Origin of the sequence: Pseudomonas helmanticensis (genome assembly GCF_900182985.1) — a bacterium.
GTDB lineage: Bacteria > Pseudomonadota > Gammaproteobacteria > Pseudomonadales > Pseudomonadaceae > Aquipseudomonas > Aquipseudomonas helmanticensis.
Genome location: NZ_FXUY01000001.1, coordinates 4,597,806 through 4,622,571 on the forward strand (window position 1 = coordinate 4,597,806; position 24,766 = coordinate 4,622,571).

21 protein-coding genes are annotated in these 24,766 nt (G+C 60.1%); 6 read left to right on the forward strand and 15 right to left on the reverse strand.

The features are described from left to right. Positions 1–14: 14 nt before the first annotated feature. Genes QOL84_RS20465 through QOL84_RS20500 form a run of 8 tightly spaced genes read right to left on the reverse strand, consistent with a single transcriptional unit; the run spans position 15 to position 13,646 of the window. Positions 15–1,559 (reverse strand): SUMF1/EgtB/PvdO family nonheme iron enzyme, encoded by a 1,545-nt coding sequence (locus QOL84_RS20465; protein WP_283438362.1) that lies wholly within the window; start codon positions 1,557–1,559, stop codon positions 15–17. Beyond that, on the reverse strand, positions 1,549–2,772 hold the full coding sequence (locus tag QOL84_RS20470; RefSeq protein WP_283438363.1) for an ABC transporter permease: 1,224 nt from the start codon (positions 2,770–2,772) through the stop codon (positions 1,549–1,551). The genes QOL84_RS20465 and QOL84_RS20470 overlap by 11 nt, the downstream gene beginning before the upstream one ends. After that, the gene (locus QOL84_RS20475) at positions 2,756–3,472 is read right to left on the reverse strand and encodes an ABC transporter ATP-binding protein (RefSeq protein WP_283438364.1); all 717 of its coding nucleotides are present in this window, start codon (positions 3,470–3,472) and stop codon (positions 2,756–2,758) included. The genes QOL84_RS20470 and QOL84_RS20475 overlap by 17 nt, the downstream gene beginning before the upstream one ends. A 10-nt stretch (positions 3,473–3,482) precedes the next feature. Beyond that, positions 3,483–5,474, reverse strand: coding sequence for a vWA domain-containing protein (locus QOL84_RS20480; RefSeq protein WP_283438365.1), 1,992 nt, complete (start codon positions 5,472–5,474; stop codon positions 3,483–3,485). After that, the gene (locus QOL84_RS20485; RefSeq protein WP_283438366.1) at positions 5,474–6,487 is read right to left on the reverse strand and encodes a hypothetical protein; all 1,014 of its coding nucleotides are present in this window, start codon (positions 6,485–6,487) and stop codon (positions 5,474–5,476) included. The genes QOL84_RS20480 and QOL84_RS20485 overlap by 1 nt, the downstream gene beginning before the upstream one ends. A gap of 3 nt (positions 6,488–6,490) precedes the next feature. Then, entirely contained in the window at positions 6,491–9,205 is a 2,715-nt protein-coding gene (locus QOL84_RS20490; RefSeq protein ID WP_283438367.1) for a putative virulence factor, read from the reverse strand. Beyond that, on the reverse strand, positions 9,202–12,261 hold the full coding sequence (locus tag QOL84_RS20495) for a virulence factor SrfB (RefSeq protein WP_283438368.1): 3,060 nt from the start codon (positions 12,259–12,261) through the stop codon (positions 9,202–9,204). The genes QOL84_RS20490 and QOL84_RS20495 overlap by 4 nt, the downstream gene beginning before the upstream one ends. 17 nt (positions 12,262–12,278) lie before the next feature. Continuing rightward, positions 12,279–13,646, reverse strand: coding sequence for an SrfA family protein (locus tag QOL84_RS20500; protein WP_283438369.1), 1,368 nt, complete (start codon positions 13,644–13,646; stop codon positions 12,279–12,281). A gap of 267 nt (positions 13,647–13,913) precedes the next feature. Here QOL84_RS20500 and QOL84_RS20505 point away from each other — a divergent pair, with 267 nt between their 5' ends. Continuing rightward, entirely contained in the window at positions 13,914–15,128 is a 1,215-nt protein-coding gene (locus QOL84_RS20505) for an aldose 1-epimerase family protein (RefSeq protein ID WP_283438370.1), read from the forward strand. On the opposite strand, the gene QOL84_RS20510 is transcribed toward QOL84_RS20505, so the two are convergent. The 3 genes from QOL84_RS20510 to QOL84_RS20520 all read right to left on the reverse strand — a co-directional run bounded on the left by QOL84_RS20510 (position 15,125) and on the right by QOL84_RS20520 (position 17,531). After that, positions 15,125–16,618 carry a YifB family Mg chelatase-like AAA ATPase gene (locus tag QOL84_RS20510; protein WP_283438371.1) on the reverse strand — a complete coding sequence of 498 codons (1,494 nt, stop codon included), beginning with the start codon at positions 16,616–16,618 and terminating at the stop codon, positions 15,125–15,127. The genes QOL84_RS20505 and QOL84_RS20510 overlap by 4 nt on opposite strands. A 171-nt stretch (positions 16,619–16,789) precedes the next feature. Next, positions 16,790–16,960: a hypothetical protein gene (locus QOL84_RS20515; protein ID WP_283438372.1), complete on the reverse strand. Its 171-nt coding sequence runs from the start codon at positions 16,958–16,960 to the stop codon at positions 16,790–16,792. Positions 16,961–16,994: 34 nt separating this feature from the next. Then, positions 16,995–17,531, reverse strand: coding sequence for an N-acetyltransferase (locus QOL84_RS20520; protein WP_283438373.1), 537 nt, complete (start codon positions 17,529–17,531; stop codon positions 16,995–16,997). Between the two features lie 830 nt (positions 17,532–18,361). Between QOL84_RS20520 and QOL84_RS20525 the strand changes: the two genes are divergently transcribed. After that, positions 18,362–18,631 carry a HigA family addiction module antitoxin gene (locus tag QOL84_RS20525; protein WP_283438374.1) on the forward strand — a complete coding sequence of 90 codons (270 nt, stop codon included), beginning with the start codon at positions 18,362–18,364 and terminating at the stop codon, positions 18,629–18,631. Here QOL84_RS20525 and QOL84_RS20530 read toward each other — a convergent pair. Both QOL84_RS20530 and QOL84_RS20535 read right to left on the reverse strand, forming a co-directional pair. Further along, on the reverse strand, positions 18,626–19,153 hold the full coding sequence (locus tag QOL84_RS20530; protein ID WP_283438375.1) for a BRO-N domain-containing protein: 528 nt from the start codon (positions 19,151–19,153) through the stop codon (positions 18,626–18,628). The genes QOL84_RS20525 and QOL84_RS20530 overlap by 6 nt on opposite strands. A 359-nt stretch (positions 19,154–19,512) precedes the next feature. Continuing rightward, positions 19,513–19,773 (reverse strand): accessory factor UbiK family protein, encoded by a 261-nt coding sequence (locus tag QOL84_RS20535; protein WP_008086041.1) that lies wholly within the window; start codon positions 19,771–19,773, stop codon positions 19,513–19,515. Positions 19,774–20,186: 413 nt separating this feature from the next. Between QOL84_RS20535 and glnK the strand changes: the two genes are divergently transcribed. From glnK to sutA, 4 genes are all read left to right on the forward strand, one after another. Continuing rightward, positions 20,187–20,525 carry a P-II family nitrogen regulator gene (gene glnK / locus QOL84_RS20540; RefSeq protein WP_002555808.1) on the forward strand — a complete coding sequence of 113 codons (339 nt, stop codon included), beginning with the start codon at positions 20,187–20,189 and terminating at the stop codon, positions 20,523–20,525. 38 nt (positions 20,526–20,563) lie between these two features. Continuing rightward, on the forward strand, positions 20,564–21,901 hold the full coding sequence (locus tag QOL84_RS20545) for an ammonium transporter (protein ID WP_064116402.1): 1,338 nt from the start codon (positions 20,564–20,566) through the stop codon (positions 21,899–21,901). Between the two features lie 215 nt (positions 21,902–22,116). After that, positions 22,117–22,542 carry a secondary thiamine-phosphate synthase enzyme YjbQ gene (locus QOL84_RS20550; RefSeq protein WP_283438376.1) on the forward strand — a complete coding sequence of 142 codons (426 nt, stop codon included), beginning with the start codon at positions 22,117–22,119 and terminating at the stop codon, positions 22,540–22,542. Positions 22,543–22,643: 101 nt separating this feature from the next. After that, complete coding sequence (gene sutA / locus QOL84_RS20555; protein ID WP_007920420.1) at positions 22,644–22,970, forward strand: transcriptional regulator SutA; 327 nt, start codon at positions 22,644–22,646, stop codon at positions 22,968–22,970. A gap of 190 nt (positions 22,971–23,160) precedes the next feature. Here the strand turns inward: sutA and QOL84_RS20560 are convergent, their stop codons facing one another. Beyond that, a complete protein-coding gene (locus QOL84_RS20560) occupies positions 23,161–23,868 on the reverse strand; it encodes an HAD family hydrolase (RefSeq protein WP_283438377.1) in 708 nt (235 codons plus the stop codon). Continuing rightward, positions 23,865–24,764 (reverse strand): tyrosine recombinase XerC, encoded by a 900-nt coding sequence (gene xerC / locus QOL84_RS20565; RefSeq protein WP_129396037.1) that lies wholly within the window; start codon positions 24,762–24,764, stop codon positions 23,865–23,867. Before xerC ends, QOL84_RS20560 begins: the two co-directional genes overlap by 4 nt. Positions 24,765–24,766 lie beyond the last annotated feature (2 nt).

Here is a 24,766-nt window from a genome sequence, read left to right on the forward strand (position 1 = left end):
GTTGTAGTGCGTTGTTATTGGGATACGGTTTTGCAGCTGTTGAGCCAGGCGTCGGTGTCGATCTTCTGCTTTTGCAGGAAGGTCTTCTGATTCGCCCAGTGCGTGCGCAAGTACGGTTTGAGATCTTGCAGCTGTTTGTTGCGGGTGATGATTTCTTCCATCACCGGCACCTGTGCTTCAAGCAACGGCTGGCCATACAACGTCGCCGATTCCACCAGGCTGCTGGCGTAGTAACGGCTGAGTTTGTGCAGGCGATCCTTCTGCTCCTCGAGCTTGGCTTTGCGCATGTCGCAACTGGCGTCCTTGTCGGCGGACTCGCAGTTGAGCTTGTAGTTTTTCTGCAGGAAATCCACGTACTGGCCGTCGTCGAGCATCTTGGTGCAAAGGAATGCGCCGAGGTTGAGGCTGGCGCGAATCGCCTGATCGCGGGTTTCTTCCTGCTGCTGATTACTCGCGCGCAGTTGGTTTTCCAGGGCCTGGAGTTTTTCCTTGAGGGCTTTGTCTTCGACGCCCGAGGCCAGCGTATTGAGGGACTGCACCGCGCCTTTATCGGCCGATTCGGTTTCTTTGCTGCCGGTACCGAGTTTCTTCCAGCTGCTTTCGATACTGGCGACGCGCTCACGCGAGGTCAGGGTCGGAGAGACCATGACCAGGCGCAGGCCGGTGGTCTTGTTTTTCACCTGGCCGTCGGCGTTGTAATACGGCTCTTCCTTGCGCAACGCGGTGCGCAGGTCAGCCTGGGCGGTCAGGTAATTGCCGCCGCGCACGACATAACCGCCGGCCTGGCCGTGCTGACGATCGAGTTTGTTCAGGCGAAACGGCTCGAACATCATTTCGTCGACGTTGCCGAGCATGTCATGCAGGCCCAAGGGGTTGGGTTTTTGCAGACCGGTCAGTTGCAGCTTGCCGTTCGACGATTGCGCCCCGGCGAACCACTCGTAGGCGTTGATGCCATCGGGCATCGGATAGCGTGTGTCGCGAAACTCCGCCGCACCGACTTCCAGCCCGCCACGTGCGGCGAACTCCCACTCGACCTCGGTCGGCAGGCGCAGGAAACCCAGCGCGCCGTCTTCTTTCGGCAACTTGTCGGCGGCGTTCTTGCGCAGCCACAGGTTGTATTTGTCAGCGGCGTCGATGGCCTGCACCCAGCTCACGGCAACTTGCGGCAGGCGCATTTTGGTCGCGGCGGTCGGGCAGGTGTCATCGGTCAGCGCGGCGTATTGCAGCTGACTCATCTCGTACTTGGCCATCAGGTAGTAACGGGATTTGTCGCTCTTGCCGCCGGTAAAGCTGCCGGCGATGAAGGTCGGGCGAGTCTGTTCGACGTAACCGTATTCCGCGCCATCCTGGCCGATGTTGATCGGATAGTCATCCAGCGGGCCGGCGACCGGAATGAACACCTTGCGAAACACCATCGAGCCTTCGCAAGGCATCGGCAGAACCACGTCACTGGCCTCGGGCAGCGGGTTGTAATATTTCTCTTCCCAGCCCGCCGCCGAGGCGTCGAGCAGGTAGCCCAGGCTCAGGGGCAACAGCAAGCCAAAACGTTTATAGCTCACGCAGACTCTCCGCAGGTTGGATGCTGATGGCTCGCACGGCGCCGATCATGGCCACCAGTGCAGCGACCAGAAAGGTCAGGAGCAGGGCGGCAAGGCCATGCCAGAAAGTGATGTGACAAACGAACGTGCCGGTGGCCTGGCTGCTGCCGAGCAAGTAGTCGAACAAATGGCTACCGACCGCATAAAAAGCCAGCCCGCCGAGGTAACCGGCAAGGCTCAGCAGCAGCGCCTGGACAATCACGAAACCGCCGACGGCCGCGCGCTGGAAACCCAGCAGGCGCAGTACCGCGAGGCTTTTGCGCTTGCGGTCGATGTTGGCCAGAAACGCCCCGACCATCGACGCCACGCAGCCGATCAGCGCCGCCAGGGCAATCACGCCGAAGATCAACCCGAGCACATGATTGATGGCTTTGACGTTGTCGATGTCGGCCAGTCGGCTCGAGGTTTCGATGTGTTGTTCGTTGAGCCAGCGTTCCAGCGGCGCGACCTGATCGATGTCACGCGCATACACGCGGGCTCGGGCATACAGCGGTTGCAGATTGCCTTGCGGCTTGCCGGTGGCGATGCCGAACGCCGCGACCTGATAGCCGTCGCGAAAACGTTCGAGGTCCAGCAGCAGCGGCGGTGCGACAAACCCGGCGGCGCGACCGAAGCGTGCGCCGTCCAGTACAGCGATGACGCTCAAGGTGATTTCGCCGCGCTCATTGGCGCCTTCCAGTCGGCGCAGCACGCGCAGTTGCACGCGGTCGCCGGCCTTGGCCTGCAAGCGTTGCGCGGCGCGGGCGCTGAGAATCACTTGATTGCCGACCGGGTTGAGTTGCGGCAGATTCAGCTGCGGGTCGCCAAGTTCAGTGGCGATGATTTCCGCGCCTTCGACAAACTTTTGCAGGCCGACAAACAAGTCCGCCTGAGTATTCAGCGAGCGGGTCTGACCGAGGGCAAAAGCCGTTTCCGGGCGCTGGCGCAGACGCTCGATCCAGGCACTGTCGTAGTTGCCGTTGCTAAGCATCTTCACTTCAAGATTGCGTGGGTCGCGCAGCAGTTCATCCTGCAACTGGCTGACCACGCCGTGCTTGAGCCCGAACAACAACAGCAACGGCGCGATCACCGCCACCAGAGAGGCGGCAATGCACAGCGACACCTTGCGGTCGTGCCAGAGGTCTTGCACAGCCAGCGTGATCAGCAGGCGCAGGCGCTCAGTCCATCGGTTCAAACAGTGTTTCTCCCTGACGGCTGATGGCGCCGAGTCGTGGCAAGCCGAAATCCTTCAGCAAGGCCCAGTCATGCGAGACCACCAGCGCGCTCAGGCCCATGCTCGATACCAGACTCAGCAACAATTCGAACAAACGTCGCGCGCTGTGCGGGTCGAGAGCCGCAGTAGGCTCGTCGGCCAACAGCAGCAGCGGTTCATGGGCAATTGCCCGCACACAGGCGACCCGCTGACGCTCGCCGATCGACAAGGCTTGCGGCTTCTTATCCAGCAAGCCTTGCAGGCGCAGCACCTCGACCGCGTGATCGACGTGAGCGCTGTGCGCCGGCATCCCGAGCAAGCGTCGTGGCAGGCTGATGTTGTCGCGCACACTGAGAAACGGCAGCAGTCCGCCACTTTGCAAAATGAAACCCAAATCCCGCGAGCGCACCGCCGCCAGACTCGCTTGGTCATCGCTGGCCAGCAGTTGGGCAATGTCCTGCGCCGGTCGCGTTGCCGAGGCCGGCGGGCCGAGGCGAAAGCGTTCGAGCTCGACCGGCGCCAGTAACAGGCCGATGGCTTCGAGCAGCGTGCTTTTGCCGCTGCCGCTCTCGCCAGTAATAGCGAGGATTTCCCCGCCACCGACATGCAATTGCGGCAGGCGCACGTGATGCGCCAGTGCGCCCTCACCGCGGCGCACCAGCAGGTTTTTGATATCGAGCATCAGCGTCTCGTTAAGGCATCATTTCCAGAGGCACGGGGTAAACGTTGTCCCGCGCATCGCTGTCCTTGGCCAATGCCACCCAACGGTCGACGTCAGCGTTGTAGCGCTGGTAGTGGCGCAGTTTGGTGTTGAGCGTGCGGATGAATTTCTCTTGCGCCAGACCGTCCCAGCTCTTCCAGGTCTCTTCGTCGAGGTTCAACACTTCGCTCTGGTAGGGCAGGTCTTCGAGGTACTCACCGAGCACGCCCATGTCCGCCAGTTTGGCGTTACCGTTCTGCTTGAGCTGATTAGGGTCGGCGCCCATGGTCGCGGCGACCGAGCGCAGGCGCTCGAACATTTCCGTCGGCGAAATCAGGCCTTCGTTGGCCGCATCGAGTATCTGCTTCATCACATCGCTCAAGTCGCTGAGCTGGGATTTGGTCAGCAACACGCGTACGTCGGTGGTCGGGATGTTCTGTTTGATCAGGTCACGGTCGGTGATCCACGCCTTGAACACCGGCGGGGCCTTGCTGTTGGTCTTCTCGCCCAGATACGCCAGTTGCATGGCGTGGCCGATCAGCGCCGCATCGTCGAGCATCTTCTTCTCGGCGGGATCCTGTTTGGCATTCGCCGCGCTGCCGATGGCGTCTTCGCCCATGTAGGCGGCTTTCACCTGTGAGGTGATGGCCGCGGCCAGGGTGTCGACCTTGCGTCCGAACTCCTGGATGTCGCCAGCGTTGACCGGGTAGTACAGCGAAGTGTTGGTGCCCGGGTAAGTCGACAGGTTCTGGTACTGCGCCTCGGCCTTGGCGTGGTCTTTAATTCCTGCCGGCGTCTTCAGGTGCAGGGTGTAAATCGCCACGCCCGGATTGCCTGCTTCAAGACGCACCTGCGCAGCGCTCAAACCGGTTTTCGACAGTTTGTCGTCGCCTTCGATGGCGCCAGCATCGGTGATCAGCACTACGTAACGGGCGCCGAACTGGCTCCAGTCGACCTTGTCGATACTGTGCATGACGCCGGCGTAGGCATCTTCGTCGAAGCTGCTGCTGGAGACCTTGGCCTGCTTGAGGTCGGCGACTTTGGCGAGGAAGTCCGCGCTGTCTTTCACTTTGGTCGGGTCGGCGTACATCTTCGTGGTGTATTCCAGGCCCGGCACCGCGTCGGTACTGGAACGGAATGCGACCAGACCGAACTTGACCTGTTTGCCGAGGTTCTGCGATTCGATCTGCTGATAGACCTTGCGGATCGCCTCACGGGTGCGGTCGATGTACGGGTCCATCGAAATCGTCGAGTCGATGACAAACACCACCGCCGCACTGAATTCTTTCAGTTGGCTGGTGGCCTTGTCTTCGGCTTCCTTGCCGCCGGCCGTGCTGCCAGCAGCCGCACCTTTGGTGTCTTTTGCCTCGGCTTTGCTGACCGAGGCGACATTGAGCAGGCGCGTGCGGAAGCCCGCTTCGGTCATGACTTCTTCGCCGCTGAGCACGGGCAGCAGGTAGAACTGCTTTTGCAGGTCGACGAAGTATTCAGGTTCTTCGGCAAGTACGCCGGGTGCTTGCTTGCCTTTCTTCAGGGTGGCTCGCAGCGGAGCGACTTTGCTCACCGGATCCGGCGCATCGAGGATGCCTTCGACCGTGGCGCGCTCTTTGAAAAACAGCAGGCGGTCGCGGTTGGCCGGGTTGGTGAACGCCAGCGTCAGCTGCATTTTCCAGTCAGTGGTGCAACTGGCGGGCAGCCAGCCGATGGTTTTGCCGTAACTGTCGGGGCCGACTTTCAGCCACTCGGCGTTACTCGCCTGGGCGCGCTCGTAGACATAGAAACGGCTGAACACCGGTTGCTCGTCGCCGGCCGCGCCACCCGCCGTCGGGCTGATCTTGCAGCCCGGGGTGGTCAGCACGCGCTGGAACAAAGTCTTTTTGCCGGCCTGGATCAGCGGTTTTTCATCGGCCATTGCCAGCGGGCTGATGCACAGTGCGAGCAGCGCGGCACCGCTGAGCAGGAAGCGATTCATGGAGGTGCGCATCACTTCTGCAACTCCTCGAAACGCTGCTTGGCTTCGGCATTATTCGGGTCTTGCGTCAGGATCGTTTCGTACCAGTAAGCAGCGGTGGCGTTGTCCGCTGCCGGGAAGCAATCGCTGGCTTTCAGGTATTTCGGATCGTATTCATGGGCATAGGCGTTGGCGATCAGTGCATCACCGGCCTGGGCGCGGTTGGCGTACAGGCGCTGGGCGATGCCGCAATGTTTACCGGCCTTGGCCTCGTTGATGATCTCCAGCAGTTTGGCGCTGTCGGGAGCCGCCTTGATGCAGGTCTGGACGAACGTCAGCTCGGGCAGGCTGTTCATGCTTTCCAGCGTGCAAGCATCGGCACTCGCCGGCGCTGTCGCGGCGACAGCCGGAGCGGCAGGCTCCGGAGCGCGCTTCATCAGCCAGAAAACCACGGCTGCAGCGATCAGCAGCAACACCACGATGAGCAGACCGATCAGACCTTTGTTGCTCTTCTTCACCGGCGCCGGTGGCGGGGTGTAGACGGGCTCAGGGGTGATCGGCTCAGGTTCGACCGGCGCCTCGATCTCAGGCAGCACCAGCTCTGGCAACTCGGGGATTTCCGGCTCGGGCGCACTCGGCGCAGTCAGTTGTGCTGCGCCGTAAGTCGAGCGGGTCTCACCGCCGGCCGTGGACGGCAGCAAGCCGACACCCGGGCGGACTACGCCGACGTCGCTTTGCCCCGGGCCCTGCTCGCGCAATTCGATGCGAAATTGCGAACTGGCACCGCCTTCCAGCAACGGGTCGACAACTTCCGGGCCAACCTGGGCTTCCAGCGCTTCACCGCTGGCGGCAACGTCGAAACGCGACACCTGAAACCAGAACGGGTTGTTGCTCCAGACTTGTCCTTCCTGAAGATAGAAACTGTCCTGGTTACGCTGGATGGAAAATTCCAGCTGTTCCTCCGCCCCCTGCCATTTCTTGACGGTAAGGCAGGCCCGGCCAGGCACATTGGGCTCTAACGCGAGCAGGTCGACACGAATTGGCATTGCTTATCTCGCTGCGAAGGCGGTGAGCACTTGGCCCAGGCGTTCGTTCTGTTCAGGGGTGATTTCGCGACCGGCACCATGGCCGGCATTGTCCAGGGTGATGTAGGCCAGGCCCGAGAGCCAGTCGCCCAAAAACAGCTGCGCCTGGTTCGACGGTTGCGCCGGCAACACCGGAACCTGTCCCGGACCGATGTCGGCATAGAAGGAAAACAGTGGCGCCTTGGCACCGGCCCGGCTGTTCGGGCGTTCGCTCACCGGCTTCTGGATATAGCCGAACCAGGAGACGAAATCGCGCAGCACGCGTTGCACTTCCAGCACTTGGCGTTCGACCAGTTGATCGCGACGGGCGCCGCTTTGTGCACGCTTGAGTACAGCGCGGCTGAGTTGGCCGGGCAAGTCATGGCGGTAGCCGGCGGTGATCAATTCATCGACCACCGCTTCGAGCAAGGCTTTTTCCAGACCGAGCAGGTTGAGCAGGCTTTGTCGGGTGGTCAGTTCGCGCAGGTGGGCGATCCAGGCTTTGAAGGCCGCTTTGGCGAAGCGGTGTTCATTGCTTTGCAGTTCCGGCGCCGCGCCGCCGGTTTTGCTGCTGACGGGGGCGCTGTCCTGACCGAGGTCGCCACCGAAGTCGAAATCGAAACCGGCGTCGTTGCCGTACAGGCTCTGGCTTGGTGGCGTGCTGACCGGTTCATCGCTGGCGGCCGGTTCGTCATCGGTTTCGTAGACGCCGCTGAGGTACAGGTCGCGCACTTCTTCGCTGCGCATGTCGAGCTGATCGATCAACTCGCCAAGCACCGCCGGGCGTCGGCCCAGACCGGACAGAATCATCTGCGCCTGGGCTTTCTTGGCGGCGGCCGCACCGTCACCGTCGGCGTGATACCAAGTGCTGAGGCCATGGGTGGTCAGGCCGTCAAGGCATTGGTCGAGCTGCTCGCGGATGCGTTGCAGCTTGAATTCAATATTGGCCACTTTGGTGAAACTGCTGCTGAAATAACTGATACCACCGTCATCATCTTTCAGCATTTCCGTCCAGGCTTCGGCCGGATTGGCGACGTGTTTGCACACCAGCGCGTTGCTGGCGAAGCTGCTGCCCAACGCTTCGACGCGTGCCTGGTAATTGCTGTTGAGGCCGGTTTCGGCGCCACTGGCGTCCTGCATGATGAACGCCGCGTCCATCCGCGGTTTGCGCACCAGGAAGGTGTTCTGGAACGGCGTGCCAGCCCAGTCGTTCATCCAGCTGAGGCTGCCGAAACGTTCGAGCATGGTCAGCTTGACCATGCCGTTCCAGCTCTCGTCGTACTGGTCGGCGGTCAGGCTCAGCGAGTTGGTCACCCGCAGGTCGAGCATGGTCAGTGCCCAGATCAGTCCGTTCGCGCGTTTGCTGCGCTCGGCGGCATCGGCGCCTTGGGTCTTTTCGATCCAGCGCGTCAGCACCGGGCCGACGTCGTTGACGTCACTCTGTTTGGTCGAGCCGGTGCAGACCACCAGCGCGTTCATTTCCTGATTGTCGGTGTAGCGTTCGAACAGGTAAGCGACCTTGCCGCGCAGGATCAATTGCGAGACCGAGTTGTCCTTGGTTGCCGATTCCGGATCGCTGGAGTCGGCAATCTCGTGAAGCTTCTTGCGCCCGCGATAGCCGGGGAAGTCGAGCAGGTCGACCTGATTGACGATGTCGTCGGCCGGTGGCTCGATCAGGCCGAAGGTCATCTCGGCGGTCAATGCCGCCAGTTGCGCAACCGGAATGCCCTGGCTGTTTTGCAGGCGGCCGGCGACTTGCGGGCGCACGTCGACCGGCAAATCCGCCGGGCTGCCGAAACGCTCGAGAATGTCGACGTTCATGATGCTGTCGCGCTGGCTGTAGGTGTCGTTCTCGAACGTCACCAAGGCTTTCAGCGGGGCGAACACGGTCTCGGGCAGGCCGAGTTTGTGCAGCGCGCCGGCCAGCTGTTGATACACGCGGGTCAGCTCGCGTTGCTCGCCCCAGAGGATGGCGAACAGTTCGGCACGTTCCTGATAGTTCAGGCGTGGCGCCAGTTGCAGCGCTTTCGGCCAGTACAGGTGTTCGAGTTTTTTCACCGAATTGCGGAAGTTGTCGCGCAGGTAATCCCACAGCGACACCAGATCGTCGGCGTTGACACCCGGTTGCAGCGGCCCGTTCTCGCGGCCTTCAAACGGCTTAAGGACGCGCTGGATACGTTCTTCGTCGATCTCGTAGGAAATCCGCTCAAGGTCGAAGTCCTTGAACCAGGAGTTGGCGAGAATCTTCGCCAGCTCGATTTCCTTGAACAGCGTCAGCTCCACCGGGAACTGCGGGTCCTGGCTCGGCGTAGCGCGACGGCTGAAGCGCGTCACCAGGCCCGTGGCTTCCTTGCCGCCACCAACCGGGTTGATGTGCCGAATGAAGTCCAGGCGCTGGCCACCGTAATCGGTTTCCAGTTTGCCGTTCTGACCGGCCGCCAACGCCGAAATCAGGTAGGACTTGCCGGCCTGGGACAAACCGAAAAAGCCGATGGTCATCGGCGTGCAGGCCACGCGACCGAGGCTGTGAGCCAGGTTGCGGGCACGATGCAGGCGGATGTTCAGGTTGTCGGCTTCGCTGTCCAGACGCGGTGCGTTGCCGCGCGTCTGGTCAATCCAGTCCAGTGCCTGACCGGCACCTTCATAAACCGCAGCCCATTGGGCAGAGAGCTGGCGTTGCTCGGGGGTCAGGTCGTTCATTTGCGTTTCACACTTCCACTGTCGAGCCAGTACTTGGTCTCGCTCAGGCCGGCATCGAGCATGGTGTTGAGTTCCAGCTCGAGGTCGCTGCGCGGGTTGAAGCTGACGTTGTTGCTGTTGGATTCAATGGCGCGCACCGAGAGACGGTCGCTGACCAGGTCCTGTTTTTTCGTGTACTGGTCGGCGGTTTTCACCTCGAACCGCACCTTGAGCAGCGGTGCGCTACCGTTTTCACCGACTGCGCGGGAGAACTTTTCTCGCCCGCTCTTGGTGAAACGCAAGGTGTACAGCGGCGAGGCCGACCAGCGATCAGCCGCCAATTGGCGGAAGCCGAGACGCAGGTCGCCGCGCATTTCCAGCTGCGGCGTATCGGCGTCATCGCCTACGCCGATCTCCGGCAGCTTTATCTTGTAGTCTTCGGACTGGATGTCGCGGTACAGCACGTCGGCATCCTTGATCACGTTGTTCAGGTCGATCACGCCGATATGCTTGACCGTCGAATACGGTTTCAGCGCCGAAGAGCGGAAGTAGAAGTTCGGCACGCTGTGGTTGGCGCACAGCAGGCACAGCATGGCGCCGACCGAAGCGGTACTTTTCGGATCGTCGATGCGGCCGTTCTTGTGGAACGGGTACCAGCCGCCGGTGCGGTAATTCTGCAGGGCCAGAATGCGCCCCGGTGGCAGCGGCAAGACTTTGCGGATAAACGCCTGGATGCCCGGCAGGCGCGATGGCCGACCAGTCAGCAACAGCACGTCGCACGGGTACTGCGCGACCACTTCACACAGTGCACCGAGAATCTTGGTGATGTTGATCTGGTCATTGAGGAACGCGGCGTGAAGCTTTTGCAGATCGAAGCTGATCTGCGCTGCGTAGAGATCGAAATCGCTTTGCCCGCCGACGTCACGGCGCACGGCAGCGTTGACGTATTCGAGCACGGTCTGGCTGATCGCGTTGTCGCCGAGTAACTGTCGATAGCTCTGCGGCGTGACTTCCTGCGGGACTTGCGGATCGTAGGCCTCGTAGGCCTTGAGCAGCGCCAGGCCGAGGGGCGAGAACACTTGCAGGTTCAGTTGCTGGCGCAGGATCACGTCCTGCGCGCTGACCGACTCATCGCCACACAACCGCGACATCAGTGAGTCCGGCGCCTTCACACCGGCGTTCTGCAGGGCTTTTTCGAAACTCGGCAGAATGAAGTCCTGGATCACGTCGAGCAGAATATCGTCGCCGGCCACTTTGAAACCGTCGCGGAAACGCTGCTCGGGAACGATGTGCACGTTGCTGCCGCTGCCGGTATTGCCGGCGCGGTCGAGGCGGTAATCGGTGATGACCAGATCGGTGGTGCCGCCGCCAATGTCGATGGTCGCCAGCGTGATGCGTTCGCGGTCGGTCTTGTCAGGCCGGGCAATGGTGTCGAAAAACTCTTCCGGGTGACCGGCAAAGTTCTCGTTGACCTCGGTGTACAGGTAGACCAACTGGCCGCAGGAGGCTTCGTCCCATTCGACGCGGATGCTCGGGATCGGCGTGCGCGGGCTGGCGCCTTCTTTTTCGTGTGGATCCTCTTCGCCGGCGTGCCAACCGAGGCTTTTCCACACCAGGCCGATGGCTTGCAGCATGCGCTCGTTGAGAATGCTGCGCTCCGCCTGGGGCATTCCCGGCGGCACGGTCAGGGTGATGCTATTGAGCTGACGCGGTGAGCGCGTGTGGCCCTGACGCGAACGTTGCGCCGGGCTGTTGATCTGCGACAGCGCCTGCGCCAGGACTTCGGCGAGCATGAAGGTCATCAGCGAGCTGCGCGAATAGCGCGGCATGAACACCGGTAAACGATCATCTTCGTCGAGGCTGTAGAGCGCCTCGCCGGTTTCGTTGATCAGGTGCGAAAACGGTGCGGCGGTAGCGTAGGGCTCGTTGTCGGTCTTGACGTACGAGCAGTTGAAACGCCAGCCCGGCGCGTAGGCCTTCTCGTCCCACAGATAACGTTTCGGACTCGACAGCCCCGTCGAGCCTTCGGTGCCGCGACGACGGCTGGCCAGACGCCCGGCCTCGTTACCGACACGGGCGATCGTCGCCCACTGGAACGCATCGTGCCGACCACTTTTGACCGAGCAATGGTCCTTGCCGAAGTTCGCCTGAGCGAACTCGACGCGGCTTTCGAACGGCTGATTGTAGGTGTGCTCAGGGGTGATCAGATCGCGCAGTTCCAGCACGTAATTGTGCTTGAGCCCGGAGCCGGCCTGGCCGTGGTTTTCGATGAGGATGCCGCAGGTGCGCGAGTTGCCGACGTCGAGCACCAGGTCGACCAGGATCGGTTGACCGTTGCTGTCATTGGCAACGACTTTGAGTTCAGGAATGTCGACTTTCGGCCGCGCTGTCGACTGCATCGCCGTTGACGGCTTACCCAGCAGGCTCAGCACGTTGAGGTAATGCGCGAGGTGATGGCTGGCGCGAATGTCGATGTCGAGTTCTTCACGCGAACGATGGCTGTTGCCCTCGTTGAACAATTCCAGCAGCCATTCATTGACCCACGGCTGAGCGAGGAACCAGCGGGTTTCGCTGGCCTTGGTCGCCAGTTTGAAAGACACGCCGGAGCTGATGTCCTCTTCGTTTGGCGCCAGGTAAGCGGTGCCGTCACGCTTGGGCATCACGCGGCTGTCGAAGGCCATCGTCAGGCGATGCGTGTTGCCATCGATGTCGGGCGTGGCCAGTTTGACCAGGCGCATGCGCGACCAGTTGCTCGGACCTTCATCGAAGCGGTGCGGCGGCATGAAGCGGAAAAACGGGATCGGCAGCCAGACACCGTTGAGCAGGTCGAGGCTGCTTTTCATGTCGAGGCTGAACGCCGGTTTGGCCTTCTCGATCTTTTCCGGTTCGGGCTCGTAGAAGTAGAAGTCTTTCTCTTCGTTGTACATCAGCCGGCAGACCAGCCCGCTGATCATCGGAGCGAACTCGCCCGCCGGCTCCTTGCGGGGATCCAGGCGCAGGGCGAAATCCATGAACTGGATGCCGGTGTCGCTGACGAGCGTGACGGTGTCTTCGAACTGGGTGACTTCAGGCAACATTTCGGGTTATTCCGTGCTTATTCGCCCATCTGCCGCATGGACATTGGGAATTGATCTTTGCCATAACCGCCAGTGCAGTCGGCGACGGTGGTCGCTCCCTTGCGGCAGTTGACCTTGGGCATGTCGTAGGTGCTGCCATCGCCGCAAACGGCCTGGCCCTGACTGTCGATGGCGAGGCTGCCGCCCTTCATGGAGGCCGCGACCGGGCCGCTGCACTTCGAACCATCGGCCTGATGCACCGTCACTTCACCCTTGCCGTCCTTGAACTGGTATTCGAGGCGTAACGGTTTGCCGGTGCGGCGGTCTTGAATGCCGGCGCCGGCGCGGTATTGGCCATCGAGGAAATCGGCCGCGCCATCCGCCGCGTTGGGCGGAATGCTCAGGGCCGGGCCGGCCTTGGCAGCGGCAGCCTTGTCAGCCTCGGCCGCTGGCGTGGCTGGCGGTGCAGTCGGGTTTTCGGCAGCGTTGGCAGGCGTTTCGGCGGTCGGGTCCTGGGTCACGCCGGCGTTTTCGGCAGCTGCTTCGTCACCTTCGAGTGCCGGTGCTTCTGCGCCTTGTGTGCCGAGCACCGCCGCGCCGGTATCGACGTTGGCGCCGGTGCCGGTGCCGGTAACCGGGATGCCATTAAGCGTGGTCGCGGTACCGACGGGCAGCGGTTCTACCTGCCGTTCGACGGGCACCACACCTTCAGGCAGCAGGTCGACGGCCACCAGTGGAATCGGTACGCAGCCGCGCAGACCGAGCAACAGCCACAACAGCAACAACAGGAGCGGCAGCAGTAACAGCCACCACCACCAGCGTCGCCACCATGGACGCGTCACGACAGGAATCACCGGCGCGAGCGGTGCCGCGACAGGTGCTGGCGTTTCCGCAGGCAAAGTGAAAACCGGGGGAACCTGATACAGGCAGTGCAGCGGATCACGATTGCGATCCGCGCCGGCGTGCTCGAAACCCCAGAAGGTCAGCACGGGTTTGCCTTGCACCAGGTAGACGAAGTTTTCGTCGGGGAAATGGATGACGCGCTTGAGCAGCTTGCCGAACACGGCTTTGTCGCCCTGCTGCGGCTCGTCCGAGTCGGTGCCGAGGAAACGCTGGCTCAATTCTTCGAGCGCAGTTTTCAGCGCTTCAAGTTGCCGACGAGCAGGTGCGCGCTCTTCTTCGGTCGCGCTGCTCCACGGGATTACATCGCCGTCGAGGCCGCTGTACCAGTCGATCTGGTTGCCGAGTTCGTCGCTTTGAGGGATGGCCAGGTGATCGACCAGGTCGGGATTCTTGCGGCGAATCGCTTCGCGCAATTGCAGAGCCGCCCGGTAAACCGGTTGACCTGTTTCGCCCAATGCTGTGAATGACCCGCTCTTGCCGCTGCGTAATAGTGCCCCGCGCATCCATACTCCATATGTTCCGTTGCGCAATGACAGGCGCAAATGCCTGTGCCTTGCTCCTGCATTTAGCTGGCGACCTTAATGTCATTATGATGTCGCCGTCAATCAGCCGATAGGCCAAAACCGAACGAGGCTAGCTGAAGAACGCGCGCCTCGCTCGGGATTAATTCGTCACTCACCAAAGAGCCGCCTGGATCTGGTTTATTTACGCTTGCTGAAACGATTCATCAGCGCTATAAAAAACCTACAACTCCAATAAAAGGCACGCTCATGAATTCGCTCAAACTCGCTATTGCCCTCGCCACGATGGCGGCAGCTTCCCAAGCCATGGCTTGGGATTACGTCCTGCTCGACACCGACAAGCCTGCGCAAAACTGGAGCATTACCAGTGAGCAACTGGGCATCAAAACCGACAAAGCCTTCTCCGTGACCCTGCGCACCCTGCATGGCGGTCGGCAGGAAGGTGTGAGCATTGTTGATATCGATAACGGCGTGATGAAGCTCTCGGTGGTGCCGACTCGCGGCATGAATGTCTTGCAGGCAACGGTCGGCGCTGTGCGCATGGGCTGGGATTCGCCGGTCAAGGAAGTGGTCAATCCGGCCTTTATTGAACTCAATGGCCGTGGTGGTCTGGGCTGGCTGGAAGGCTTCAACGAAATGGTCACCCGCTGCGGTTACGAATGGGTTGGCCATCCGGGTATGGACAACGGTGAGCTGCTGACCCTGCACGGTCGCGCCGCGAACATTCCGGCGAGTAAAGTCAGCCTGCACATCGATGAGAAGCCGCCGTATGGCATCAGCCTGCGTGGCGAATTGAAAGAGCAGGCGTTCAAGAAGGTCGACTTCTCCGTCGCGACCGAACTGGTCACGGTGCCCGGCAGCACCGCGTTCGCGCTTAACGATACGCTGACCAACAATGGCGACTATCCGAAAGAATATCAGGCGCTGTATCACAGTAACTTCAGTACGCCGTTTCTTGAGCAAGGCGCGCGGTTTGCGGCACCGGTCAAACAGGTCTCGCCCTTTAACGACAAGGCCAAGGGCGAACTGGCCGACTGGCAGACGTATCGCGCGCCGACCAACGACTACGACGAAACGGTTTACAACGTCGTGCCCTATGCGGACGCCAAGGGACAGACCCTGACCGTGCTGCATAACAAGGCGGGTAGCCTGGGGGTTTCTGTCGGCTTCAACACTCAACAGCTGCCGGTGTTTCCCCTGTGGAAAAACACCGATACCCAGGGGCAGGGCTACGTCACGGGGCTTGAGCCGGGGACCAGTTTTTCCTACAACCGTCGCTATCAGCGGCCGTTGAACCTGGTGCCGACCATCGCGCCGAAAGCCAGCCAACAGTTCCAGATCAATTACAGCCTCCTGGCCGACAAAAATGCTGTGGATAACGCGTTGAAACGCGTCAGCGAGATTCAGGCCGGACGCGACACCGAAGTGCGGCAGACGCCGCTGGTGGATTTGACCGAGCATTAAGATGACGCCGGGCGGTATTGCAGTGCTTCGGCCAGATGCTCGCGGCTGATTGCATCGACTTGTTCCAGATCGGCCAGCGTGCGCGCGACCTTGAGCAAGCGATGCGCCGAGCGCAGCGACAAGGTCAGGCGCTCGCAGGCCGACTCCAACCAGGCTTCATCGACTGTGGATAACGTGCAGTACTGCTTCAAACCCGGCAGATCGAGAAACGCATTGGCACAGCCTTGGCGCTTTTGCTGGCGCTCCCGCGCCTCGGCCACCAATGCGGCAGCGCTGGCGCTGTCCTCGCCGGGCTTAATCGCAGGATTCAGCGCCGTGGCTTCCCGCGCCACTGTAAGGTGCAAATCGATCCGGTCCAGCAGCGGCCCCGACAGCTTGTTGCGATAGCGCTGCACCATGTCTGGTGTGCACGAGCACTTGCCGCTCGGCTCGCCCAGATATCCACAGGGGCAGGGGTTCATCGCTGCGACCAGTTGAAAGCGCGCGGGAAAACGCACGCGATCCTTGGCCCGGGCGATCACGATGAATCCCGACTCCAAAGGCTCCCGTAAAACCTCCAGAACCTTGCGATCAAACTCCGGCAACTCATCGAGAAACAGCACACCATGGTGGGCGAGGGTGATTTCGCCGGGTTGTGGTTTCGAGCTGCCACCAACGAGTGCCGGTCCGGAGGCGGAATGGTGCGGTTGACGGAAGGGACGCTGCGGCCAATGGGTCAGCGGCGCGCCACTGGCGACTGACTGAATCGCCGCCACCTCCAGTGCTTCACTTTCGGCCAGCGGCGGCAACAGCCCAGGCAGGCGACTCGCCAACAATGTCTTACCCGTCCCTGGCGGCCCGCTGAACAGCAAGTTATGGGCCCCCGCAGCAGCAATCAGTAACGCTCGTTTCGCCGCCACTTGCCCTTGCACTTCATTCAAGTCGGGATAAGGCTTGCTCGCGTGCATCAATCCATCGGATACATAGGGTTCAACCGGCGTATGCCCATTGAAATGCGCCACCGCCTCCAGCAAATGATCCACCGCAAACACCTTCAACCCCGAAGCCAAACACGCCTCCTCGGCATTCGCCCGCGGCACCACCAGCGCCCGACCCGCTTTGCGCGCCGCCAACGCTGCCGGCAATACCCCGCGCACCGCCCTTACTGCGCCGGACAATGCCAACTCTCCCAAACATTCCACATCATCCAGCGTCAGACACGGCACCTGCACACTCGCCGACAGAATCCCCAAGGCAATTGCGAGATCAAAGCGCCCGCCATCCTTGGGCAGATCCGCCGGCGCCAGATTCAAGGTGATCCGCCGCGCCGGAAACTGCAGCCCGGAATTGATGATCGCACTGCGCACCCGGTCCTTGCTCTCCTTCACCGCCGCCTCGGGCAGCCCGACCATGGTCAGCGACGGCAGACCGTTGGCCAGATGGACTTCGACGGTGACAGCGGGGGCTTCCACGCCTATCTGGGCGCGGCTGTGGACGATGGAGAGGGACATGGTCGTTCCTTGAGCTGAATCGGGGGCCGCTTCCTGCGGGTACTTGAAGGGTAGTCTGGGGAGAGGGCGTTGGTCGGACAGTTTTAAGGGCGAACCTTCACTGGATGTTGCTGAAGGCTCTAATCCTCAGGCATAAAAAAACCGCCTGACAGGCGGTCATTTTTGCGGTACTCAGGTTCCACCACCGGCGAGCCAACCATCGGGCTCCATTTCCTTGCCATAGGTCGCGGCCACTTTCAGAAAATGCCGCTGACTGGCTGATACTCTGTCCGGCAAACCGAGTGCCTCGATACCCGGTTTGGAAACCCGTGCCGGTTGGGTTTTCTGCTTCTTCTGCTTCATAAACACCTCACGTGCCGGGATGCTTGATTCGATCTTATTGGTCGTCCAATGGAAAGACAAGGCGACCGGTTGTATCAAAATAAAATCCCAGCGTTTGATAGTAAGGGATGGCGCCTGAGTCTGGCTCTTGTACTTCGATTTGCGTGCGCCCCAGCTTCCGGGCGTAGAACTCTGTTGTCAGCAATGCCATCGGAGCGATCCAGCCCCGCAAGGTATTTGTCTTGCAGGTGTGTCCCTGCAAAAGGACGATTTTCATGCAGATCGTGCTTCTTCGCGGCGTTGCGTAGCACAGTCCGCACAGTTCTTCTTCGTACCAGAACGCCAAGTCCAGCCCTTTTGCATCTTTGGTCTTCCAGTCCAAAACAGCGTCCCAGGGATACCCAACGGGGCCGGTCCACTGGTGGAACGCGTTGATTGCTACTGGAGTTATCGGATCGATCCTGAGTGATAGAGCATCAACTCCAGCTGCCAGGGCTTCTGGGTCCATGGACATTGTTTGATGTGCAAGTTTGCGCGATTCAGATTTGAGTGTCTGATTTCGAAGCTCGGTACCTTTGCCTTTTCTTCGCATCGTCTTGTTCTGTCGGGATCAATATGCAGACGATATCGAAGACATTGATGCTTACGTAATCAGACGTAGGGGACGGTCCTCGTAGGACTGGGCTTGCGTTAGTGAAGGACGTTGGAGATGGCCAGTTCAGGGTGTGAGAGGGCGGGGAGGCAATACTTTATACCGGTATGGATGAGGGTTTTGCGCTGCTCTCGATCGAAAATGAGCTTTGACTCCTGAGCGGTACTGAAGGATCCTCACGCTCGAGGACTGCAACTGCGCATTCGTCGGGACTGGGCACCAGTAAAAGCTCCCCCGCATTTTTGGCAGCAGAGAAAGCTGGTTTCTCTGAAGTAATGACGACGGGCTAGCCTGTCGGATTCTGAACCCAAGGCCGTAAAGTCGGGAGCTAAAGAATCGCTGCGACTACTCCTCCGAACAAAAAAAGGCGTCCTATGGACGCCTTTTTTATTTTTCACTCAGGACCTTCTACCGGCCAGCACGCCGCTTGGCTCAAGCGCTGGCCCACATGTAACAGCAACTTCAATAAATCGCCGTTGGTTGGCTGACATATTCCCAGTCAAACGGAGTGCTTCGAGGTGAAAATCAACAATCTGAAATAGCTTTTCCTTCCTCTTCTTATCCTTCACAGATACCTCCATCTTGATGGGCGTATTTCGTTTGCCAATGTAATGACATGCGTAAGGGCTGCGTAACTGGGCGCAGACGCTAATTTTTGTAGGGCCATGCCCTAATAGTTGTAGGACGCCGGCGAAACGGTTTTGATGGTCTTGTTTTCCTGAATCGGATGCTCCAGTTTGGCCACTCAAAACAGCCTCTGGAGGCGAAAAATGGACCGCAATGGTATGCGCCCGATTCATCCGGGCGAGGTTCTGAATAAGGAATTCATGGAGCCGTTGGGCATGACTGTCATGGATCTGGCCATGCCCACGAACTGGCCCGAAAGTAAGATCGAAAAGTTTGTGAAATGCCAGCTCGGGATCTGCGCCGATCTGGCAATCAGCCTTGCCACTCATCTCAACACTACGGCTGAGTTCTGGATGAATCTCCAAACGACTTACGATTTGCGCAGGGCCCAGCTCCGGCATGCGGGTTTATAGCGATTGCAGCATCCGTGAAGCCCTTTTCCACCATGGCCCCGTCATTGGGCGCTTGGTCTGTTCCCGTTCCACCATCATCAACGGCACATCCTGCAACCGTATCCACGGCTGATTATTCCAATGCAACAAACTCAACGTCATGTCCGGCCAACTGAGCAGGCTCAGGTGTGGACGTTCGCTTGTGGTGGGGTGTTGGGCGTCGCGCAGGGTAGGGATGACCTGGTGGGTGAGCCATTCGCGTAGCGCTCGGTATTCGGGGCAGTAGTGGTAGACGAGGAGGGCGTAGATGCCGGATTCGCTGATCAGCAGGGTGTTTTCGATCTGGTTGTGGATCAGGGTTTTACGGGTTTGGTATTGGTCGGGGTCGAGTTTTCGCAGCATGCGTTCGTTGAGGTAGATGTGCAGCAGGCGGCTCAGGTCTCGGGCGCAGAACCACGGTTGGTTCTGGATGAGGAGGGCGTGGAGGGGGAGTTTGTGGCGGGTGAAGATGTGCGGGGTCAGATAAGTCTCTTCTTGATTCATTGAGCAGTTCCTCTTGCTTAAGGGGCTGCCCTCAATCGTCGCCAAACGATTGGGTGGCAGTTGTACGCGGGTTGGCGAACCGGAGCAAAAGGAACCCGGCAGACCCGAAGGTCTCCCACGCACAACCGCCATGAAACGATGTGGCGGTAAATGTAGCCGCCATCATGGTTGTCGTGCGCCTTAAGCTGTTCAGGTCGCCAAACCCGGTGCTGAGCAATCAGCATCGGGTGAGCTTAGAAACCTGGGCTTTTCGGCGCAATCGGACGGCGGTGGTGCAGGTTGTAGGACGTTGCCTGGATGGTTGAAAGGCTGGAGATCAAAAGATCGCAGCCTTCGGCAGCTCCTACAGGGGGCGCGGATTATTCAGCGGGCGGTGTCAGCTTGGCTTCCATCTCGGCAACTTTAGCTTCAAGACTCTCAAGTCGAGCACGAGTGCGCGCCAACACAACCATCTGACTATCAAACTCTTCACGGCTGACCAGGTCGAGTTTGCTGAAGGCGCTTTGCAGCAGCATCTTGAACTGGCTTTCGATTTCGGCTTTCGGCAGCGGGGTGTCGCCGTTGAACAGGCGGGAGGCGGTGCCGCTCAGGGCGTCGAGGAAGTCTTTGGGCGCGAGCATGGTGGATGTCCTGGAAACAATGGCCGGCAGTGTATCACGCAGTGTCTATAGTCAATCTCGCGGTCAGGGATGCACGCTTTTCGCGCAGGTGGACGGACGGCGACGCACCGTTGTTGTGCGTATCCGCAGGGCCTTTTGCACGAGATGGCTTGCGGCAGCGGCCAAGGGATTGAAATCAGAGGTTTTTGGCGAGATGGCAAGCTTTCTGCTTAGTCACCTTCGACCCATGCACTGATGCAGTCGCTGTGACGAATGCAGTGCGGCAGACGAAGCGGGGAGTTTCGTCAGCAGCGGTTAGCTGGCGTCAGTCGGGCAGGTAAGGCCGACGATGCGTTACAAAGCCAGGCACTGCGCTTAGACTTGAGTCGGGTTTGTTTTCCTGGGGCAAGTCCACCAATTCGGGAGAGAGTTTCATGAAGCTAGTCACTGCCATCATCAAGCCGTTCAAGTTGGACGACGTGCGCGAGTCGCTGTCCGAAATCGGCGTGCAGGGCATTACCGTTACTGAAGTCAAAGGCTTCGGCCGGCAGAAGGGTCACACCGAGCTGTATCGCGGCGCGGAATATGTGGTCGATTTTCTGCCCAAGGTGAAAATCGACGTGGCCATCGACGACAAGGATCTGGATCGGGTTATCGAGGCGATAACCAAAGCGGCCAACACCGGCAAGATCGGTGACGGCAAGATCTTCGTGGTCAATCTGGAACAGGCGATTCGCATCCGTACCGGCGAAACCGATACCGACGCGATTTAACCGCCGCCACAAACCCCAACGCCCCAGGAGAAAACAATATGACTCTGCGTAAATTCGCAGGGCTAGGAGCCCTGTTGTCTATCGTAATGCCCGGCCTTGCTATGGCGGCAGACGAAGTGGCGGCCCCGGTCCTCAATTCCGGCGACACTGCCTGGATGCTCACCTCGACAGCCCTCGTGCTGTTCATGACCATCCCGGGCCTGGCGCTGTTCTACGGCGGCATGGTTCGCTCGAAAAACATTCTTTCCGTGATGATGCAGTGCTTCGCCATTACCGGTCTGATCAGCGTCCTGTGGGTCATTTATGGCTACAGCATCGCGTTCGACACCACCGGCATGGAGCAGGGCGTCGTCAACTTCAACTCCTTCGTCGGCGGTTTCGGCAAGGCGTTCCTCGCCGGCATCACGCCAGCCAGCCTGACCGGGCCTGCGGCGTTGTTCCCCGAGGCGGTATTCGTCACCTTCCAGATGACCTTCGCGATCATCACCCCGGCGCTGATCGTCGGTGCGTTCGCCGAGCGGATGAAGTTCTCCGCGATGCTGATCTTCATGGGCATCTGGTTCACCCTGGTTTACGCACCGATTGCCCACATGGTCTGGTCCGGTAACGGCGGCCTGCTGTGGGACTGGGGCGTGCTCGACTTCGCAGGCGGCACCGTGGTGCACATCAACGCCGGTGTGGCCGGTCTGATCTGCTGCCTGGTACTGGGCAAGCGCAAAGGCTTCCCGACCACGCCGATGGCGCCGCACAATCTTGGTTACACCTTGATGGGTGCAGCGATGCTGTGGGTCGGCTGGTTCGGCTTCAACGCCGGTTCGGCTGCGGCCGCTAACGGCACCGCCGGCATGGCGATGCTGGTTACCCAGATCGCTACCGCTGCGGCGGCACTGGGCTGGATGTTTGCCGAGTGGATCACTCACGGCAAACCTAGCGCACTGGGTATCGCTTCGGGTGTGGTTGCCGGTCTGGTAGCGATCACTCCGGCTGCCGGCACCGTGGGCCCGATGGGCGCACTGGTGATCGGTCTGGCCGCAGGTGTGGTGTGCTTCTTCTGCGCCACCACGCTGAAACGCAAACTCGGTTATGACGATTCCCTGGATGCGTTCGGCGTGCACGGTATCGGCGGTATCCTCGGCGCGATCCTTACCGGGGTCTTCGCTGCACCGTCGCTGGGGGGCTTCGGCACCGTGACCGACATTGCCGCACAAGTGTGGATTCAGTGCAAAGGCGTCGGTTTCACTGTCATCTACACGGCGATCGTTACTTTCATCATCCTCAAGGTCCTCGACGCCGTCATGGGTCTGCGTGTGACCGAGGAAGAAGAGTCGGTCGGCCTCGATCTGGCACAACACAACGAACGCGGCTACAACCTGTAAGTACGCGCAGCAAAAAAATTGCCCGGCTTGCCGGGCATTTTTTTGTCCGGGATTTGTCATTGAAGTGAAGGCTGAAAGGATTTTTCCTACGGCTTTGGTCGTGTTTACGGCGGGCGTTTTTCTGCGGCCAATGGCTTACATCATTGCAGGAATATTAGGGCCTTTGTTTTTTCCCAGAGCGCGCTAGAATGCGCCCCGAACGTGCGGAGAACTGTATGTGGCAACAGACTCTGATAACCCTGCGGGCACGGCCCCGGGGCTTTCATCTGGTAACGGACGAGTTGATCAAAGGCCTGCCTGAACTCAGGGCATGCCGGGTCGGTCTGTTGCATTTGTGGCTGCAGCACACCTCGGCGTCGTTGACCATCAACGAGAACGCCGATCCGGCGGTCCGTCGCGACTTCGAACGATTTTTCAATCGTCTGATCCCACAAGGAACAGACGGCTATGAGCATAACGACGAAGGCCTGGACGACCTCCCGGCGCACTTCAAGGCCAGCGTGCTTGGTTGCCAGATCAGTCTGCCGGTTTCGGCAGGTCGGCTGGCACTGGGGACCTGGCAAGGCGTTTATCTGGGCGAGCACCGTGATCATGGCGGTGCCCGAAAAGTCCTCGCCACCTTGCACGGTGAAGAGGCATAACCGCTGGTCAGCAGTGGTTAACGATTTTTTAACGGCGACTTTCGACAGTTGCCAAAGCTGGTCTATAACTAATCTGCTTTTCGCAAGTCATGAGGTAGAACATGAGCGACGATGATCTGGAAAACGACGACCTCGAAGTAGGCGACGAAGACGAGGCCGAGGAAGGCCTGGAAGCAGCAGCGGAAGACGTTGCTGATGACGATGGTGGCGACGATACGCCGGCTCCGGCTGCCAAAGGCAAAGCCAAGGCTGCGGTGTCGGTAGACGAGTTGCCGAGCATTGAAGCCAAGAACAAGGAACGCGACGCCCTGGCCAAGGCCATGGAAGAGTTCCTGTCGCGCGGCGGCAAGGTTCAGGAAGTGGAGGCCAATGTGGTCGCCGATCCTCCGAAGAAGCCGGACAACAAGTACGGTAGCCGCCCTATCTGAGGCGTGCCGCTTGCTTGCTGAAAAAGCCCGCCGTCGCTGCGGGCTTTTTCATGGGTGAAATAAAGCAATCGAAGTGAACGCAATTCCCCTGTGGGAGCGAGCCTGCTCGCGAAAGCGGTGGGTCAGTCAACATCAATATTGGATGACAGATCGCCTTCGCGAGCAGGCTCGCTCCCACAGGGTTTGTGGATTATTTCGAGGTGGCATTCCAGCGCGCGAGAACGGCTGGCAAATCGCTGAGGCTACGGATTTCGGCATCCGGCAGGCGATCCGCTTCCCAGACTTTGCCCGCCGGGTTGAACCATATAGCCCGCATCCCGGCCTGCTGCGCCCCGGCGATGTCATCGCCTGGATGATCACCGATGTGCACGGCGGTTTCGGCGGTGGCGCCACCGCGCTGCAACGCTTCGTGAAACAGTCGCGCATCCGGTTTGGCGATGCCGATATCTTCCGCGCACAGCGCAAATTTGAAGTAATCCGCCAGACCCAAACGGCCTACATCGGCATTGCCATTGGTGACCACGCCGAGGGCATAGTGATTGGCAAGAATCTCCAGCACCGGTTCTACTTCAGGAAACACTTCGATCTGATGTCGCGCATGCAGAAACACTTCAAAACCCTTGTCTGCCAGGTCGGTAGCTTCGCCATGGGCATATCCAGCGTCTTGCATCGCATGAAACAAAACACGTCGACGTAGCGCGCTAATCCGATGTTTCAGCCCCGGTTCGCTAGCCAATACACGCTCACGAATCGCCCACAAATGCTCCACCGGCACCGCGCCCAGATTCGGCGCGTGCTCGCTCAGCCATTCGCGCAATACCGCTTCGGCGCTGACGATCACTGGCGCGGTGTCCCAGAGGGTGTCGTCGAGATCGAAGGTGATCAACTGGATGCTCATGAATCGTCGCCTTTCATGCGTTTGGCCCGTGGGTGGGCGCTGTCGTAGACCGCCGCCAGGTGCTGGAAGTCCAGGTGGGTGTAGATCTGCGTGGTCTTGATGTCGGAGTGGCCGAGCAATTCCTGCACCGCGCGCAGATCCTGCGAGGATTCGAGCAAATGGCTGGCGAAGGAATGCCGCAGCATGTGCGGGTGCAGGTTCTGCCCCAGTTCGCGTTCGCCGGCCAGTTTGACCCGCACCTGAATCGCTCGCGGGCCGAGGCGCCGACCTTGCTGGCTGACGAACACGGCGTCATCCGCCGGATTGGCCATCGCGCGCAACGGCAACCATTGTTCGATTGCTTCGCGGGCCTTTTTGCCGACCGGCAGCAGACGGGTTTTACTGCCTTTGCCGAGCACTTGAACCATGCCATCGGCGAGGTCGAGCTGATCGAGATTGAGCCCGGTCAGTTCGGAAAGGCGCAGGCCGGAAGAATAGAAAAGCTCAAGAATCGCCTGATCGCGCCGCGCGAGAAAATCATCTTCCACCGCACCTTCGAGCAGTTGCAGTGCACGGTCAGTGTCGAGGGTTTTCGGCAGGCGACGCTCGCCTTTCGGCGGCGCCAGACCCGTGGCCGGATCATGGTCGCAAAGACCTTCGCGATTCAGATAATGATAGAGCCCGCGCACCGCCGAGAGCAGTCGGGCGAGACTGCGCGAGGATTGGCCTTGGGCATGCAGACGGGCGATCAGGCTGCGCAGACGCTGGATATCCAGCGCCGACCAACTGCCGATGTTCTGTTTGACGCACCAGCCGAGAACTTTATCGAGGTCGCGGCGGTAGGCCGACAGCGTGTGCGGCGACACCTGTCGCTCACTGCGCAGGTGTTCGCAGTAAGCGTCCAGTTGCCGTTCCATGC

Bases quoted from the DNA above. Each gene is read 5' to 3' on its own strand.
- QOL84_RS20475 (WP_283438364.1), bottom strand. From the start codon at position 3,472: ATGCTCGATATCAAAAACCTGCTGGTGCGCCGCGGTGAGGGCGCACTG.
- QOL84_RS20480 (WP_283438365.1), bottom strand. From the start codon at position 5,474: ATGCGCACCTCCATGAATCGCTTCCTGCTCAGCGGTGCCGCGCTGCTC.
- QOL84_RS20485 (WP_283438366.1), bottom strand. From the start codon at position 6,487: ATGCCAATTCGTGTCGACCTGCTCGCGTTAGAGCCCAATGTGCCTGGC.
- QOL84_RS20490 (WP_283438367.1), bottom strand. From the start codon at position 9,205: ATGAACGACCTGACCCCCGAGCAACGCCAGCTCTCTGCCCAATGGGCT.
- QOL84_RS20495 (WP_283438368.1), bottom strand. From the start codon at position 12,261: ATGTTGCCTGAAGTCACCCAGTTCGAAGACACCGTCACGCTCGTCAGC.
- QOL84_RS20500 (WP_283438369.1), bottom strand. From the start codon at position 13,646: ATGCGCGGGGCACTATTACGCAGCGGCAAGAGCGGGTCATTCACAGCA.
- QOL84_RS20505 (WP_283438370.1), top strand. From the start codon at position 13,914: ATGAATTCGCTCAAACTCGCTATTGCCCTCGCCACGATGGCGGCAGCT.
- QOL84_RS20510 (WP_283438371.1), bottom strand. From the start codon at position 16,618: ATGTCCCTCTCCATCGTCCACAGCCGCGCCCAGATAGGCGTGGAAGCC.
- QOL84_RS20515 (WP_283438372.1), bottom strand. From the start codon at position 16,960: ATGAAGCAGAAGAAGCAGAAAACCCAACCGGCACGGGTTTCCAAACCG.
- QOL84_RS20520 (WP_283438373.1), bottom strand. From the start codon at position 17,531: ATGCGAAGAAAAGGCAAAGGTACCGAGCTTCGAAATCAGACACTCAAA.
- QOL84_RS20525 (WP_283438374.1), top strand. From the start codon at position 18,362: ATGGACCGCAATGGTATGCGCCCGATTCATCCGGGCGAGGTTCTGAAT.
- QOL84_RS20530 (WP_283438375.1), bottom strand. From the start codon at position 19,153: ATGAATCAAGAAGAGACTTATCTGACCCCGCACATCTTCACCCGCCAC.
- QOL84_RS20535 (WP_008086041.1), bottom strand. From the start codon at position 19,773: ATGCTCGCGCCCAAAGACTTCCTCGACGCCCTGAGCGGCACCGCCTCC.
- glnK (WP_002555808.1), top strand. From the start codon at position 20,187: ATGAAGCTAGTCACTGCCATCATCAAGCCGTTCAAGTTGGACGACGTG.
- QOL84_RS20545 (WP_064116402.1), top strand. From the start codon at position 20,564: ATGACTCTGCGTAAATTCGCAGGGCTAGGAGCCCTGTTGTCTATCGTA.
- QOL84_RS20550 (WP_283438376.1), top strand. From the start codon at position 22,117: ATGTGGCAACAGACTCTGATAACCCTGCGGGCACGGCCCCGGGGCTTT.
- sutA (WP_007920420.1), top strand. From the start codon at position 22,644: ATGAGCGACGATGATCTGGAAAACGACGACCTCGAAGTAGGCGACGAA.
- QOL84_RS20560 (WP_283438377.1), bottom strand. From the start codon at position 23,868: ATGAGCATCCAGTTGATCACCTTCGATCTCGACGACACCCTCTGGGAC.
- xerC (WP_129396037.1), bottom strand. From the start codon at position 24,764: ATGGAACGGCAACTGGACGCTTACTGCGAACACCTGCGCAGTGAGCGA.